Annotated in this window: 12 protein-coding genes and 1 tRNA gene; 7 read left to right on the top strand and 6 right to left on the bottom strand. The window is 44.1% G+C overall.

The window, feature by feature from the left end:
* Positions 1-13: 13 nt before the first annotated feature.
* Together smrA and R8N47_RS18075 are read right to left on the bottom strand one after the other, a co-directional pair.
* The gene (smrA, locus tag R8N47_RS18070) at positions 14-595 is read right to left on the bottom strand and encodes a DNA endonuclease SmrA (RefSeq protein ID WP_005382233.1); all 582 of its coding nucleotides are present in this window, start codon (positions 593-595) and stop codon (positions 14-16) included.
* 132 nt (positions 596-727) lie between these two features.
* On the bottom strand, positions 728-868 hold the full coding sequence (locus tag R8N47_RS18075; protein WP_005382236.1) for a DUF3149 domain-containing protein: 141 nt from the start codon (positions 866-868) through the stop codon (positions 728-730).
* A gap of 259 nt (positions 869-1,127) precedes the next feature.
* Between R8N47_RS18075 and R8N47_RS18080 the strand changes: the two genes are divergently transcribed.
* Positions 1,128-1,204 (top strand) — tRNA-Pro (locus R8N47_RS18080).
* Between the two features lie 186 nt (positions 1,205-1,390).
* Here the strand turns inward: R8N47_RS18080 and R8N47_RS18085 are convergent.
* Both R8N47_RS18085 and R8N47_RS18090 read right to left on the bottom strand, forming a co-directional pair.
* Positions 1,391-1,774, bottom strand: a complete 384-nt coding sequence (locus R8N47_RS18085; protein ID WP_375792880.1) for a hypothetical protein — start codon at positions 1,772-1,774, stop codon at positions 1,391-1,393.
* Positions 1,775-1,926: 152 nt separating this feature from the next.
* Complete coding sequence (locus R8N47_RS18090; RefSeq protein ID WP_064353689.1) at positions 1,927-2,799, bottom strand: TraB/GumN family protein; 873 nt, start codon at positions 2,797-2,799, stop codon at positions 1,927-1,929.
* A 494-nt stretch (positions 2,800-3,293) separates the two neighbouring features.
* Here R8N47_RS18090 and R8N47_RS18095 point away from each other — a divergent pair, with 494 nt between their 5' ends.
* Together R8N47_RS18095 and R8N47_RS18100 are read left to right on the top strand one after the other, a co-directional pair.
* On the top strand, positions 3,294-5,945 hold the full coding sequence (locus R8N47_RS18095) for a beta-N-acetylhexosaminidase (RefSeq protein WP_064353690.1): 2,652 nt from the start codon (positions 3,294-3,296) through the stop codon (positions 5,943-5,945).
* A 439-nt stretch (positions 5,946-6,384) separates the two neighbouring features.
* Positions 6,385-7,077: an oligogalacturonate-specific porin KdgM family protein gene (locus R8N47_RS18100; RefSeq protein WP_064353691.1), complete on the top strand. Its 693-nt coding sequence runs from the start codon at positions 6,385-6,387 to the stop codon at positions 7,075-7,077.
* Between the two features lie 65 nt (positions 7,078-7,142).
* On the opposite strand, the gene R8N47_RS18105 is transcribed toward R8N47_RS18100, so the two are convergent.
* The gene (locus tag R8N47_RS18105; protein WP_005382005.1) at positions 7,143-7,592 is read right to left on the bottom strand and encodes a DUF411 domain-containing protein; all 450 of its coding nucleotides are present in this window, start codon (positions 7,590-7,592) and stop codon (positions 7,143-7,145) included.
* Between the two features lie 21 nt (positions 7,593-7,613).
* On the bottom strand, positions 7,614-10,310 hold the full coding sequence (locus R8N47_RS18110) for a heavy metal translocating P-type ATPase (RefSeq protein WP_064353692.1): 2,697 nt from the start codon (positions 10,308-10,310) through the stop codon (positions 7,614-7,616).
* Positions 10,311-10,788: 478 nt separating this feature from the next.
* On the opposite strand from R8N47_RS18110, the gene chiP reads away from it, so the two are divergent.
* The 4 genes from chiP to R8N47_RS18130 all read left to right on the top strand — a co-directional run bounded on the left by chiP (position 10,789) and on the right by R8N47_RS18130 (position 15,839).
* The gene (gene chiP, locus R8N47_RS18115) at positions 10,789-11,910 is read left to right on the top strand and encodes a chitoporin (protein WP_017819978.1); all 1,122 of its coding nucleotides are present in this window, start codon (positions 10,789-10,791) and stop codon (positions 11,908-11,910) included.
* 123 nt (positions 11,911-12,033) lie between these two features.
* Positions 12,034-12,630 carry a DUF2057 domain-containing protein gene (locus R8N47_RS18120; protein WP_031780870.1) on the top strand — a complete coding sequence of 199 codons (597 nt, stop codon included), beginning with the start codon at positions 12,034-12,036 and terminating at the stop codon, positions 12,628-12,630.
* Between the two features lie 177 nt (positions 12,631-12,807).
* On the top strand, positions 12,808-14,235 hold the full coding sequence (gene gltX / locus R8N47_RS18125) for a glutamate--tRNA ligase (protein ID WP_005384075.1): 1,428 nt from the start codon (positions 12,808-12,810) through the stop codon (positions 14,233-14,235).
* A 641-nt stretch (positions 14,236-14,876) separates the two neighbouring features.
* Positions 14,877-15,839: an OmpA family protein gene (locus R8N47_RS18130; protein ID WP_005382010.1), complete on the top strand. Its 963-nt coding sequence runs from the start codon at positions 14,877-14,879 to the stop codon at positions 15,837-15,839.
* Positions 15,840-15,952 lie beyond the last annotated feature (113 nt).

Below are 15,952 nucleotides of genomic sequence, written 5' to 3' on the forward strand. Positions count from 1 at the left end.
ATTAGGGTGAAATTTAGCCTAACCGTTTTTGGTGACGTTCGCGGGTTTCTAATTTCTTTTCCGCACTTTTTCTAAGTAGGACGTAAACGGCTCCAGTTCCACCGTGAAAGCGTTGCGCACTATGGACGCATTGGACTTCCTTTATTTGTCGTAGCCAACTGCTAACAAAGCTTTTCATCATTGCAGGTGGATTTGAGCGTTCTCCTCGACCATGGACGATAACGACCGTTCTAATGTCCATTGATAGGCATTGCTTTAAAAACGTCACGACTTCATCACGTGCTTCTTTCAATGTTTTACGGTGCAAATCCAAGCGAGCTTGGATTGGATACTTACCAAGGCGAAGTTTGCGGTAAACCCCGTCCTGTACACCATCACGTTTGAACTCAACAAAGTCCTCTGGCTTGAGCATTTCAGCGTGATCAAGTGATAGGTATTCTGGGTCATCTTCCGTTAACCAGATTGCTGCTTCGCGTTTTGCGAGCTGTGCTTCTGTTACTTGGTGTACTTTTTTGTGTTCGGTGGTGTCTTGAGTGATTGGCTTTACATCGCCCATCATCTGTTGAAATAGATCAAAATCGTCGTCGTGAGACATAGCAGTAATCTCATTAAGAACAGGGAAGAATAATAGGATTATATCAATGAGTGGTGCATTGAGATCAAATAAAAAACCGGAGTAGGCAAGTAACCGACTCCGGTGCAAAGCGTTTCTAGAGCTAAGCGAGATCTAGTGAGGAGATTTGTCGTTCATGATCTTGTATATGAAGAAACCGCCGTAAAATAACATCAGACCAATTGCCCCAAAAATTACTATCATTGACGATAGACCCACTGCATTACCAAATAGGAGATCAAGCCAAAAGTCCATACGTTTCCTCCAAGATGTTCCCGACAGGAATAAACTAAATGGCGGTGTCTTGTTGCACACTGATCTGGATCAATTATGTTGCTAAGGTTAATAAACTGTATTTTGTTGTGAGTTATCAGTCACATTTTACGTGCTAGTGTTCAGTTATTCATCAAACGAATTAAGACCTAAGGTTTTTTTGTAAAAAGCACTTGCGCCACAGTTCAGAATCCGTAATATACGCATTCGTTGACGGGGACAATTCCTCAGTTAAACATCTCGGTGAATAGCGCAGCTTGGTAGCGCATCTGGTTTGGGACCAGAGGGTCGGGGGTTCGAATCCCTCTTCACCGACCACTTTTAGAAAGCCTGCTCAATGAGCAGGCTTTCGTCGTTTTTAGCGCTAGTAATTTTAGACTTCAATAGTATCGAATCAAATTGGGGTTCGCCTGATGTTCGAATATGGCACTTCACCGACACGTATTGAGAGGAAGGCTCTACAGAAATGTAGGGCCTTTTCATTTTTTAGAGTGAGTAAATTTATTACTTGATGTCACACGAGATAGTATTGATAGGAGTTTCAGAAGTAGTGAAGCAGACATAAGCGGTCTTTGGGTGATTTGGACCAATCTTGACGTAACCCGCTTTTAAATCGTCTTCATCAAACGTTACTGAGTGAGATTTGCTTGTATTTCCATCATAGTAAACCGCTTCAAAGCCTTGGTTTATCATATGTGCAACGCGATTTCGAGTGTGGGCTGTTGAAAACGTGATGTTCGCGCAACGCATCATTGGTTTTTCGGTAATAAGAAATTGACCACTCTCTTTATCTAAAACACCGCCTTTTACTTCCGGAGTTATATCAATAGCTTGAAAAGCTTCTACGTTGCATGGCGGTTTAGCATAAGACAGCGAAGAAGTGAGCATAATTCCAATCGTGTATAGGAATAAATATTTAAATTTCATATGAGTTGTTTTGTATCCACTTAGCTTAACGGTGTTTTATAAGAAAGTTTGAATGAATTTTTAAATGGTTGTATTTAAATAATTGTATTTAAATGGCATTTTTCAAACAATCACTAGATATCACAATTTGCTTGGCGCGTCTTACCCAGTGGTTTGATGTTAAATCCCCGATTTTTAAGCAGTTCAATCAGGTTATCTTTACCTACTAAATGCAAGCCACCAACAACAACGGTGAAGCGACCCGATTGTTGAGGTAGAACACTGCCAGTGTCGAGTTTTTTAGCCCAATCTCGATTACGCTCGTATAAAAAGGCTTGGTTAAACTCTTCTGTTGTATGATCGGTCAAAGAGGCTTCGACCAACATGCTACCATCACCACTCTTCCAACTCTCTATCAAGCATTGAACCAACTCTTCTCCGCCATCATATTCTTCAATTGACGAGAGAAGTATCTCTTTACCGCCTTCTGATTGACCTGCGATTAAATCGATTTGGAATTGCACTGACTCTAGTGGAATGACCGGGATTTGCTTTTTATCAGCGAGTCCTATTAGGTGCATGTCGACCCCTTTATCAGAGACATACCCCAGTTTGTTGACTAAAGCGAGTTGGATGGTGAATGCAGCCATCCAAGGTGGGGAATTTAGGAGTTGAGTTTCTGGCAAACCTAAATCTTGGGCAATTTCAATTAAGTGGCGACGTTGAGCTCTGTCTAAAACATCTTTAGAAAGAATGGTTGTTTGTGGGTAAACCAAGCCTTCAGAATTCCTGACGTCTGCTTCAATAATCAACCCTGCGCTTTGGCTTAAATACTGGATGACCGTTCTAGGGAGTGGGTACATCGTTTTATCCCCCACATGTACCGAGCCAATAATCATAAGTTCGGTTTCCCCTTTTTTCGCTAACCAATGCTGTGGCTCTGCATAAGATGAAAAAGGCGTTAAAGTAACAAGTAGAGATGATATGAGCGTCAAGAGACGAAACATAGAATGGTCCTCAGATAAGATACCTTGAAACTTTATACGCAAAATAGCGTGAGGTTAAGTGCAATTTCTCCAGTGGTGTATTCGACAAAATCGTCATTTATAAAAATATTGACGAGTTTTGACGACGAATAAATGAGAGTCACTTCACGAAAGGTAAATAGGTAATTCGCTTACTAATGGTTCACAAAATAATTAGGCGTGATCCAAATCTTACAAAATCAGTCGTAACTCATGAATATAAGTGACCTAGATCGCAGCAAACTCGTCAAAACAAGTTGTTCGATTTTGACGTGTATTGTAACTCCATGAAAATTAGGTTTTTATTGTTTTTGCTGAGTGTCATTTTTTGAGCTGGATCACTTCCTATTTCTATTTATTTTACGCTTAGAAATAACAGGTTGTATGTTGAATGTAACGGTTAGGTACCTCGCATTTGAGGGGCCGAGATTTTTATCATTGTCGTTTTGAACCACTGACTTTTTTGGGGAAGTAAGATGTTTAAACCTAGTCTGATTGCTGTTTCTGTTATCACTACATTAGCAGGTTGCTCTGCGCTGCAAAGCTCTGAACAACAAGTTGTAAATTCGTTGGCTAATAATCTTGATATTCAATACCAAGTGTTGACTAACCACGGTGCAAACGAAGGTCTTGCTTGTCAGGACTTAGGGGCTGAGTGGGCGTCTTGTAACAAGGTAAACATGACGCTGGTTAACCAAGGTGAAGCGGTTGACTCAAGAGATTGGGCTATTTACTTCCATAGCATTCGTCTGATTCTGGATGTTGAAAACGAACAGTTTAAAATCTCTCGCGTAACGGGTGATCTACACAAACTAGAACCAACAGATAAGTTTGATGGTTTTGCTGCGGGTGAAGAGGTTGTGCTTCCTCTTGTTGCTGAATACTGGCAGCTATTTGAAACTGACTTCATGCCAGGCGCTTTCGTTGCTGCACCAAATGCAGAGCCTAAGATGATCGCTTCTCTTAACACAGAAGACGTTGCATCTTTCGTGACTGGCCTTGAGGGTAACAACCTAAAACGTACGCCAGATGACAACAACGTATTTGCGAGCGCTGTGTCTCGTTTCGAGAAGAACGAAGATCTAGCAAAACAAGACGTATCAACCACGTTACTACCAACGCCAATGTCTGTTGAAGCAGGTAAAGGTACGGTAGATATCGCGGCGGGTATTGCGCTGCCTAAAGACGCATTCGATGCGGCTCAATACGCAGCAATTCAAGGTCGTGCAGAAGTGGTAGGTGTGGATGTTCGTGGTGATCTTCCTGTAAGCATCACTGTTGTTCCTGCAGACTTCACCGGTGAATTGGCAAAATCTGGTGCTTACGAAATGAGCATCAAAGGCGACGGTATTGCGATTAAAGCGTTTGACCAAGCAGGTGCTTTCTACGCAGTACAATCTATCTTTGGCCTGGTAGATAGCCAAAATGCTGATTCTCTACCACAACTGTCTATTAAAGATGCGCCGCGTTTTGATTACCGTGGTGTGATGGTGGACGTGGCTCGTAACTTCCACTCTAAAGACGCGATTCTTGCAACGCTTGACCAAATGGCCGCGTACAAGATGAACAAACTACACCTTCACCTAACGGATGATGAAGGCTGGCGTTTAGAAATCCCGGGTCTGCCTGAGCTGACTGAAGTGGGTGCTAACCGTTGTTTCGATTTGGAAGAGAAAAGCTGTTTACTGCCTCAGCTTGGCTCAGGCGCAACGACAGACAACTTTGGTTCTGGCTTCTTCAGCAAAGCAGACTACGTGGACATCTTGAAGTACGCGAAAGCGCGTAACATCGAAGTGATTCCTGAAATCGATATGCCAGCACACGCTCGTGCAGCAGTGGTATCAATGGAAGCACGTTACGACCGTCTAATGGAAGAAGGTAAAGAAGCAGAAGCGAACGAGTACCGCCTGATGGATCCTCAAGATACATCGAACGTAACGACGGTTCAGTTCTACAATAAGCAAAGCTTCATCAACCCATGTATGGAATCTTCAACTCGCTTTGTTGATAAAGTGATTTCAGAAGTAGCAGCAATGCACCAAGAAGCGGGCACGCCGCTAACAACATGGCACTTTGGTGGTGACGAAGCGAAGAACATCAAGCTAGGCGCTGGTCTGCAAGACATCAACGCAGAAGACAAAGTAAGCTGGAAGGGTAACATTGATTTGTCTAAGCAAGACAAGCCATTCGCACAGTCACCACAATGTCAGACGCTAATTGCAGACGGTACGGTAAGCGATTTTGCTCATCTACCAAGCCACTTTGCAGAAGAAGTGTCGAAGATGGTGGCAGAGAAAGGCATTCCAAACTTCCAAGCTTGGCAAGATGGCCTTAAGTACAGTGAAGGTGAGAAAGCGTTCGCAACAGAAAACACACGTGTTAACTTCTGGGACGTTCTTTACTGGGGTGGCACATCATCAGTGTACGAATGGTCTAAGAAAGGTTACGACGTTATCGTTTCTAACCCAGACTACGTATACATGGACATGCCGTACGAAGTTGACCCGAAAGAGCGTGGTTACTACTGGGCGACGCGTGCAACAGATACTCGTAAGATGTTTGGTTTTGCACCAGAGAACATGCCTCAGAACGCAGAAACCTCTGTAGACCGCGATGGTAACGGCTTCACTGGTAAAGGTGAAATCAAAGCGAAACCTTTCTATGGTCTATCAGCACAGCTGTGGTCTGAGACAGTACGTAACGACGAGCAATACGAGTACATGGTATTCCCTCGCGTACTGGCAGCCGCTGAACGTGCATGGCACCGTGCTGATTGGGAAAACGACTACAAAGTGGGTGTTGAATACTCGCAAAACTCTAACCTAGTAAACAAAGCTGCGCTAAACCAAGACAACAACCGCTTTGCGAACGTACTTGGCCAACGCGAACTGGCTAAGCTAGAAAAAGCGGGTATCGACTACCGCCTACCTGTACCAGGCGCGAAAGTTGAAGAGGGTAAACTGGCAATGAACGTTCAGTTCCCGGGTGTGAAGCTTCAATACTCTCTAGACGGCAAGAACTGGCTAACTTACGTAGATAATGCTCGTCCAAATGTGAAAGGTGAAGTGTTTATCCGTTCTGTGTCAGCAAGCGGTGAGAAAGCAAGTCGAGTGACCAGCGTGAAATAACTCGATTCTTGTAAGTTAATTTTTTGGCAAAGCCTCAACATCATGTTGGGGCTTTCTTTATTTTTTGAGGAAATTAAGCGTGATCGATGTCTAATTATTTTTCATTGATAAATAAGTTTTTGGTTGTAATGGTCAAGGTTATTGTGAACTTGATCGACTTAATCTGCTAAATATCAATAAATTATCTGTTTACGATCACACTTCTATTTTTTGAATAATTTTATAAAAATACGATAAGTGCCTGTATTTTCCATGTTTTTATCAGGGTTGTTGAGCTTCGGTTTGAACAAGATCACTTTTTAAAATGTTTTATTTTTCATCGCGAATTAATTAAAACAATATTGCGAACGCCAAGGAGGCACATTCCAAAGTTTGCGATAAAAGGGAAGAGATGCCCTCTAAAACTATCGCATAACGTGAATAAATAAAGGCAGTAATTATGAAAAACATTTTTGCACTGAGTGCTCTTTCTCTCGCTTTCGCTTCTAGCGCTTTTGCTGGTTCTTCTTACGTAACAGGTAATGTTCAATTCCACGATGATGGTCGAATTCATGGTTCGGACGTTACGTCTACACTGGAAGCTGGTCATACTTTTGATAACCAATTCGGCGGCTTTACGGTTTACACCGAATTTGATGGTATTCAGTTGGGTAAACTGGAAACAGAAAACGGTGGCGCAGGTAACACAACACCAGCAATCACTGTGGGTGGTGAGCAGTCATTTAATATTACCGATCATTTATGGGTTGCCGCGGGTTACCAACACCTGTTCTCTGCTGGCGAGAATGTACAGTACCGTCCATTGGTTAAGATCGGTTACAACTTCGATAACGGCATCTCCTTAAGTAACCGTACTCGTGCGCACATTGATGCGACAGACGCAGATGCGGATACAGATTACCGCATGGACAACCGCATCGGTTACGTGATGAATGAGGATGTGACGCTAAGCTACAACAACGTCTACATGATTAAAGCGGAAACCATGGACCACGAGCTTCGTGCAACGTGGACTCGTAAAGGTGTTCAACCTTACTTTGAGTTCCGTAGTCAAGCACACGGTGCAGAAAACGCGAGTGGTGACAGCCTAGTGAATAACGCTTTTGTATTTGGTGCCTCTTACGGCTTCTAATTTTATATTTGTCTTAACTGTCCATTAAGAAAAAGCCCAGCGGTTTATCTCGCTGGGCTTTGTTTTTATTGGTCGTTGCCTTCGTGGTGGCTATATTCGAACACTTGGCCTTTTTCGTTAAAGGCGTAAACGGTGTAGCTGTCTTTTTTGTCGCCATATTCCATACCAGGGGAGCCCATTGGCATGCCTGGTACTGATAGGCCTTTTGCGTTACGTGGTGGATTTTTCAAAAACGCTTTAATGTCTTCGGCTGGAATGTGACCTTCAAACAGATAGCCGTTGATCTCTGCCGTGTGGCAAGAGTAAAGCTGTTCATTCTTGATGCCTAGATCGCGTTTGATGGCGTTCATGTCATCGTGCAATTTTTCTTCGACCGTAAAGCCGTTCTCTTCCATGTGTTTTGTCCATTCTCCACAACAGCCACAGTATGGCGATTTATGGTTAATGACATCGGCTGCCAATACGTTGGCGGACACGGTCGCAAGCATTGCAAAGGTCAATAGTTTCAACTTCATAATACCCTCAAAAAGAAGTGGTTATTTTACTGAAAACAGTCGTAGTCGATTTGCATTACTAACGACAGTAATTGAAGACAGTGCCATTGCCGCTCCTGCGACAACAGGACTGAGCAAAAATCCAAACGCTGGGTAAAGCACACCAGCGGCAACTGGAATACCCAACGAGTTGTAAACAAAGGCACCAAATAGGTTTTGCTTCATGTTCTTAAGTGTAGCGCGAGAGAGTTCAATCGCATGTACTACCGCCATTGGTGACGTGTTCAGGATGGTCATTTGCGAACTTTCAATGGCGACATCACTGCCGCTACCCATGGCAATACCTAGGTTGGATAACGCGAGAGCAGGGGCGTCGTTAATGCCATCCCCCACCATTGCCACGACATGTCCTTGAGATTGAAGTTGCTCAATGTGCTGAGCTTTCTCATCTGGCATTACTTGGGCAATCACTTCATCAATACCAAGTTCTTGGCCGATAGCATTGGCAACGTGTTGGTTATCGCCCGTCAGCATTACCGTTTTGATGCCTTGCGATTTTAATGCAGAGAGCGCTTGCTTCGCATCTGATTTGATCGGGTCGGCAATGGCGATCAGACCGATCAGTTCGCCGTTCAATGCCACAGCTACCGGAGTCCACGCATTTTTTGCGCATTCATCGATGGCGGGTTTTAGTGCGCTGGTCTCGACGTTCTCTGCTTGCATAAATTGAAGCGAACCAATGAGCAGCGGTTTATCTTGATACGTCGCCCAAATGCCGCGCCCGCGAACGTTCTCAAACTTGTCTAATGAGACATCCTTTGCGTCGTGTCGTTTGGCGTAATCACATACCGCTTTTGCCAGTGGGTGCTCAGACTGACGCTCTGCCGCATACGCTAAAGCCAATAGATCTTCTTGGCTGGTGGCGTGAGTAAACACTTGCTGAACGCTAGGTTTACCTTGGGTAAGCGTGCCAGTTTTGTCGAATACAACCGTGTCGACTTTGCTTGCCAATTGAAGGGCGTCGGCGTCTTTGATCAGAATGCCGAGCTCTGCGGCTTTACCCACTCCCACCGTGACAGAAAGTGGGGTTGCTAAGCCTAGAGCGCAAGGGCAGGCGATGATCAGGACGGTTGTGGTGACCACCAGCATATAACTCGCTTTTGGCTCTGGACCAACGGCAAACCAAACGAGCGCGGCCAGTATTGCTATGCCAACAACGACAGGGACAAACACCGATGAAATCTGGTCTGCCAGTTTCGCGATGGCTGGCTTACTGCTTTGCGCTGTGCGCACCATGCGGATGATACGAGCCAGCATGGTATTTGCGCCAATGCCCGTTGCCTCAATGACTAATCCACCATCGGTATTTAATGTCCCAGCAGACACTTGAGCCTCTTGCGCTTTTAATACTGGTACTGGTTCACCAGTGAGCATCGACTCATCAATGTATGATTCACCTTGAATCACAACACCATCAACAGGCACTTTCTCGCCTGGTTTGATACGCAGTTTCATGCCTAGCGTGATTTGCTCAACCGCGATTTGTTGGTCGCCTTGTTCCGTGATTACCGTAGCTTGCTGAGGTTGCAGGTTAATCAGAGCTTGTAAGGAACGTGTTGTGTTTGCTTTGGCTTTTGCTTCAATATAGTGCCCAAGAGAAATTAAGCCGATGATCATTGCACTCGCTTCAAAGTACACGTGGCGTGAAGCAAGAGGGAACCAGTCTGGGAAAATCACCACAAGCATCGAATAGAACCACGCTGCGCCAGTACCGAGCGCGACTAACGTGTCCATGGTGGCGCGCTTGTGAGTAGCTGCTAACCAAGCGTTACTGAAGAAGTGTTTCCCTGCTGTGGCAAGAAGGAGTAAACATACGATACCGATCGCGCCCCAAGCTAATTGGTCGTTGGTGTTGCGAATCATCATATTGCCGCCAGCAACGCCCCAAATCATTAAGGGGGCACCGACGACAAGGCCAGCAATAGCATCCAGTTTAAAGCGTTTTTGTTGCTGACGTTGTTGCTGCGCTTGCTTTTCTTGCTGGGTTGCGGCGTCTTGTAGGATCTCTGCTTGGTAACCGGCTTGTTTTACCGATTCAACAATTGCGTTAAGGAGGTCATCAGAGTCTTGGCTTGCGAATACTAGTGCGCTTTGTTCTGCGAGGTTGACCTGTGCTTTCTCAACGCCTTCTACGTTAGTAAGTGCTTTCTCTACTGAAGAGACGCAACTCGCACACGTCATGCCTTGAATCAGCATTTGCAATTGAATACTCGCTGGTGGCACCTGCGTATCTTTAATATTGCTTTGCTTTTCTACCTGTTCGGTCTCTGGTGAGCTTTCGTTCTCTACTTCAACAGAATCAAGGTTGGCGGTATAGCCGAGTGTTGCTATTAAGTCGATCACTTGTTGCTCGGAGAGGAGGGTACGAATCTCTAAGTGCGTTGTTGAAGCCTCAAAAGAAATAACGTCTTGATTAGATTCTAATAAAGATGAAAGTTTTCTGACGCAACCGCCACAGCTTAAGCCTGAAAGGTTTAGTTCGTAGTGATTTCCTGCTTGGTAACCAAGAGATTCAATCGACGAGACGAGCTCTTTAAGAGAAGACTCGGTTTTGACCTCTACTTGCGTCGGGGACAAATTGAGGATCTCCACATCGTGATTCGCATGTAAAGCATTCTCAACTTTTCTCGCACAGCCCATGCAGTTGAGCCCTGATAAAGGTATAACTAACTGATACATAATCTGCACCTCAATAGTAGTGATGCTATGAGCTTAAACCTTCCTGCAAGGGTAAGGTCAATACCCATTTGCTACTCACAACAATTTCGTCAAAATCTCTCGAATCCCACAAGTGCACGGTCATTTTACTTGCGAGTGATCTCAAGGTTTTTTCTCTTTGAATATAAAGTTCCGTTAAAACACCTAAAAGATGAATGAAGTCGCTCACGTTTTTTAGATACTCTCAATGTCTGTTCAGTGTCAAAACGTACTTTTAACGTTTTTTATTTTTTATATTTGATGTTAAGTAATTGTTTTTTATTATTTTATTTTATTTTTGATCTTCTCATTTTGAAGTCGCTCAGATTGCTGTAGGGAAAGTTTTTTAGTGCGAAAAAAGTTTGTCATATTTGCCCCGTCCAAACACTGTTTCAAGTTCCTGCCATGTCCTAGTTAGTGAATTTGAAAATGGAAAAAACTAAAAATATAGGGGTTTATAATGTCTTACCTAAAGAAAAGCCTACTTGCCACGGCAATTACCGGCATGATGTTCAGTGGTGTTGCATTTGCTGATGGTGCAAACAGTGACGCAGCAAAAGAGTTTCTAACCAAAGATTCATTTTCTTATGAAGTTTACGGGATCATCGCGATGCAGGCCGCGTACCGCGATTACGATTCTGGCAGCAAAGCAACGGACGATGATTTGGGTGGCATGCAGCTAAACAACGAATCTCGTATTGGTTTCCGTGGTAAAAAACAATTTGCTAACTTCGACCCTACTTTTATTTGGCAAATCGAAGGCGGTTATGTAGACCCTAGCTTTGGTGGCGAGGGCGCAGGTCTTGGTGAACGTGACACATTCGTCGGTTTTGAAAGTGCATCTTGGGGTCAAATTCGTCTGGGTCGCGTTTTGACACCTATGTACGAATTGGTTGACTGGCCAGCATCTAACCCTGGTCTCGGCGATGTATACGACTGGGGTGGTGCTATTGGAGGCGCCAAGTACCAAGACCGTCAATCAAACACTATCCGCTGGGACTCTCCAATGTTTGCTGACAAATTCTCCCTAGATATCGCAGCTGGTGCAGGTGATAAAGCAGGTCTAGGTGAAGGGGATGACTACTGGGGTGGTATCGCAGCACACTACAAAATTGGTCCTATCCAGTTAGATGCGGCATATGAAGGTAACCGTAATATCAAGATGGAAAGCCAAACGTGGGAAAACAACACGTACTTGGTAGGGGCACAAGGCTGGTTTGATAACGGAATCTCTTTCTTCGCGCAATACAAATACATGGAGGCGGACGCAAGCAATGGTGTGAGTGAAAAGCAAGATGCAATGTCTGCCGCTATCATGTACACCACGGGTGATTGGCAATACAAACTGGCTTACGCCGCTAACTTTGATCTAGAGCGTGATGGTAAGAAAATTAACGATACAGCGGACGATGTGTTATCAGCACAAGTTATGTATTTCGTAGACCCATCGGCAGTGCTGTACGTACGTGCTCGTACTCTAGACTTTGGCGACGGTGCGTCTCAATTAGATAAACCAACAGAAGCACGTTGGAAGTCTGCTGACTACGACGAGTTCTCTGTAGGTGTTGAATACTACTTCTAATTAAAGAAGCAGCTAAAAGGGCGGAAACGCCCTTTTTATCTTGATACTTATTCAAATAAGCCTTTGAAATGACTGGCCTGTAAATTTTAGAGGCTTATCTAAATTGGTATAAAGTGAGAAACCATGATGAAAAAAACAACGACACTTCTCGGACTTTGCGCAATGCTTTCGGCGCCAGCTTTTGCTGCTCAACTCACTCTGCAATCTGAATTAGTTCCTCGCGTTCTCAACGGCGAGTTCGTCTACCCTGAGTGGATATCCAAGAACAACAGCATCGAGTTAAAGGATGGGGAAAACCAATTAGCGGTAACGGTTGGACAAATCGTATTTGAAGATGGAAAGCGCCGTAAATTCGATTCGCAGCCGCTGGTATTAGAGTTTGATGCAGAAAAAGACACCGAGCTTTCTCTGGCTTATCAAACATTCCGTACTATTGAAGAGGCGAGAGCCTTCGAACTCGATCCTAAAGTGGTATTGAAAGACAAAAACGGAAAAGAAGTGGCATTCTCTATGGTTCAACTTCGTAAAGGTGGTTTGCAAGGTTTTCGTGATTACGAACGAGAAGTTGCCGACTATAATAACGCAATGAATAAAGAATCGACTAAGGCAAGCATTGCGTCTTCTCCAGCGGAAACCAAAACAATCAAAGCATCGTTTAATGAATTGAGCCGTGAAGAGCAGCAAGAATTTATGCAATGGGCAATGCGTAACCTGAAGTAATTTCGTCTCGTGCTTTAACAGTAAATAGCAGAGCTGTGCCTTTTTGGTTCTGCCCTGTTTTTATTTCTGGTGTCAAACCGATTGTAGAATTGACTTACGGTGGTAAAATGTCGCCACTTTTATCCTTGACATTACAACGAGAGATCTCTCGTTGCTCATTACCCCTAAGGAACTCAAATGACGGTTAAAACTCGTTTTGCTCCTAGCCCAACTGGCTATCTACACGTTGGTGGTGCGCGTACTGCACTTTACTCTTGGCTATACGCTAAAAACCAAGGTGGTGAATTCGTTCTACGTATCGAAGATACAGACCTTGAGCGTAACTCTCAGGAAGCGGTTGATGCAATTCTTGAAGGCATGGAATGGCTAGGCTTGGAGTGGGATGAAGGTCCTTACTACCAAACTCAACGTTTTGACCGTTACAACGAAATGGTTGATAAGCTTCTTGCTGAAGACAAAGCTTACAAATGTTACGCGTCCAAAGAGCTGCTAGATGAAATCCGTGCAGAGCAAGAAGCAAATAAAGAAATGCCTCGCTACGATGCTAACCATCCAAAAATCAAAGCAGCAAACGAAGCGGCAAAAGATGGCGATCCATGTGTTATCCGTTTCCGTAACCCGAAAGAAGGTAGCGTAGTATTTGATGATCAAATCCGTGGTCGCATTGAAATCCGCAACGATCAAATGGATGACCTAATCATTCGTCGTACTGACGGTTCACCTACTTACAACTTCTGTGTAGTAGTGGATGACTGGGACATGGGTATCACTCACGTTGTTCGTGGCGAAGACCACATCAACAACACGCCTCGTCAAATCAACATCTACGAAGCACTAGGTGCGCCAGTACCTACATTTGCACACTGTGCAATGATCCTGGGTGATGACGGCGCGAAACTGTCTAAACGTCACGGCGCTGTATCAGTCATGCAATACCGCGATATGGGCTACCTGCCTGCGGCACTAAACAACTACCTAGTGCGCCTTGGTTGGTCTCATGGGGACCAAGAAATCTTCTCTCAAGAAGAGATGATCAATCTATTTAGCCTAAACGCAGTATCTAAGTCAGCGTCTGCTTTTAACACTGACAAACTGCAATGGTTGAACAACCACTACATCAAGAACTCAGACCCTGCGTACGTTGCTGAGCATCTACAATGGCATCTAGATCAACAAAAACTAGACGTAACGAATGGTCCTGCTATCACTGACGTGATCAAGCTAGTGGGTGAGCGTTGCAACACACTAGTTGAGCTAGCTGAGCAAATCCGTTACTTCTATGAAGATTTCTCTGAGTTTGAAGCGGGCGCAGCGAAGAAACACCTACGTGGCGTGGCTAAAGAGCCTCTAGAACTTGCATTAGCGAAAGTGGAAGCACTAACTGAGTGGACGACAGCGAACATCAAAGATGGCGTTATCGCAGCAGTATGTGAAGAGTTGGAAATCGGCATGGGCAAAATCGGTATGCCATTACGTGTTGCTGTAACAGGCGGGGGTCAGTCTCCTTCTGTCGATGCAGTAATGGAGCTGGTTGGAAAAGAGCGTTGTATTGCTCGCATTAAGATGGCGCTTGAGTTCATTGCTGAGCGTGAAGCAAACGCATAATTGCTTTGAACTGAACGTTCTTTTGAATAAATAGTCACAAAGCCGCGGTGAGCAACCGCGGCTTTTTTGTATCTTCAATTTAGATAACGAGAAACTTTCTCTCATATTGGTGAATGAAGAGATGGTTTCACCTGTAATTTACCTCAATATGGATAAGATTTTTTAATCCAAATATCGTTGGCATGAATAAAAAACGAGCGATTATATATCAAATATCTGATTGATTTTTATCCATGTTCCTTAAAGTTCCATTTTGTTTGTCTCATTTTTAAGAAAAACCTTTGCTTTAGCTATTTTGTTTCAAAAAACAAAGCAAACGTTTGCGTGGTGATTGCGTGGGGATTTTTTTGCTTAAGATCACATGTTGTCGAGATTTTTGATGACAATAAATTGACAGAATTGGGATTTTTCTCGCGATTTCTTAGCGTTATAGTTCATTCCGTCAGCGATACCGAGATGGCGATATGTATCACTGAACAGGAAATATACGTAAGTTGCTTCCATAAAAAAAAATGCATGTGCATAAAAAGAAGCTGACTAAGTATCTCACTCAAGGAATGAATAAGAAGAATTGAAATACAACGTCAGTCAGACGGCGCATTTCGGCATCTAACAAAAGAACTTCTTTAGAGGAATCAATAATGAAAAAATTAGCAGCGGTAATTTCAGCGTCTCTACTTATGGCTTCAGCAGCACAAGCAGAAGTATACGTTGGTGGTAAGATGGGTAAGTCATGGATGGAAGACGCGTGTGTAGCGGGCCAGGCTTGTGACAAAGACGATTCTACTCTTGGCGCTTTTGTTGGTTACGAAATGAATAAATACTTCGCAGTAGAAGCGGGTTTCGACAACATCGGTGATTTTAACCAAACTTCTTTCGGTGGCCACGTAGAAGCAATCACTCTTGCTCCTAAATTTAGCCTACCAATCACTGAAGACATCGCACTTTACGGTAAAGTGGGTGGCGCTTACGTAATGTTTGATGGCAAAGATGATTACTCTTACCTAGGCGCGGCTGGTCTTGAATTCAACCTAAGCCAAAACGTAACAGCTCGTGCGGAATACCAAACACTGACTGACATCAGCAACGATGTAACTCGTGCGACAGGTAACACTGCAACACTAGGTGTTTCTTTCAAATTCGGCGGCAACGATGAGCCAGTAATCGTAGAAGAGCCAGTTGTTGTTGAAGAAGTGGTTGTAGAAGAAGTGGTAGAAGAGCCAGTTGTAGTTACGAAAACATTCGAAACTCAAACAATTGGTACAGGTAGCTTCGATCTAAACAGCACAACTCTAAAACCAGAGAGCGCTGCAAAACTTGATAACCTAGTTGCTTTCCTAAACGAGCACCCACAAGCGAACGTTGAAGTTGTAGGTTACACAGATACGTCTGGCCCAGCAGCTTACAACCTAAAAGTTTCTGAGAAACGCGCTGAGTCTGTTGCTAACGCACTCGTTGAAAAAGGTATTGATTCATCACGTATCCAAGCTCGTGGCGAAGGTGAAAACAACCCAATCGCTTCAAACGACACTCGTGAAGGTCGTCAACAAAACCGTCGCGTAGAAGTCGTTGTTCCAGAATTTGAATACCAAGTTCAGCAATAAGCTCCTATTCGACCGTAGTATAGAAGACTGAAGCTGAAAGCCCCAAAGAGTTCGCTCTTTGGGGCTTTTTATTTCTCTTTAAAAACTGACTGAAATGTTCAAAGTGGCCAGGT

This window comes from Vibrio sp. 2132-1, from assembly GCF_033344315.1.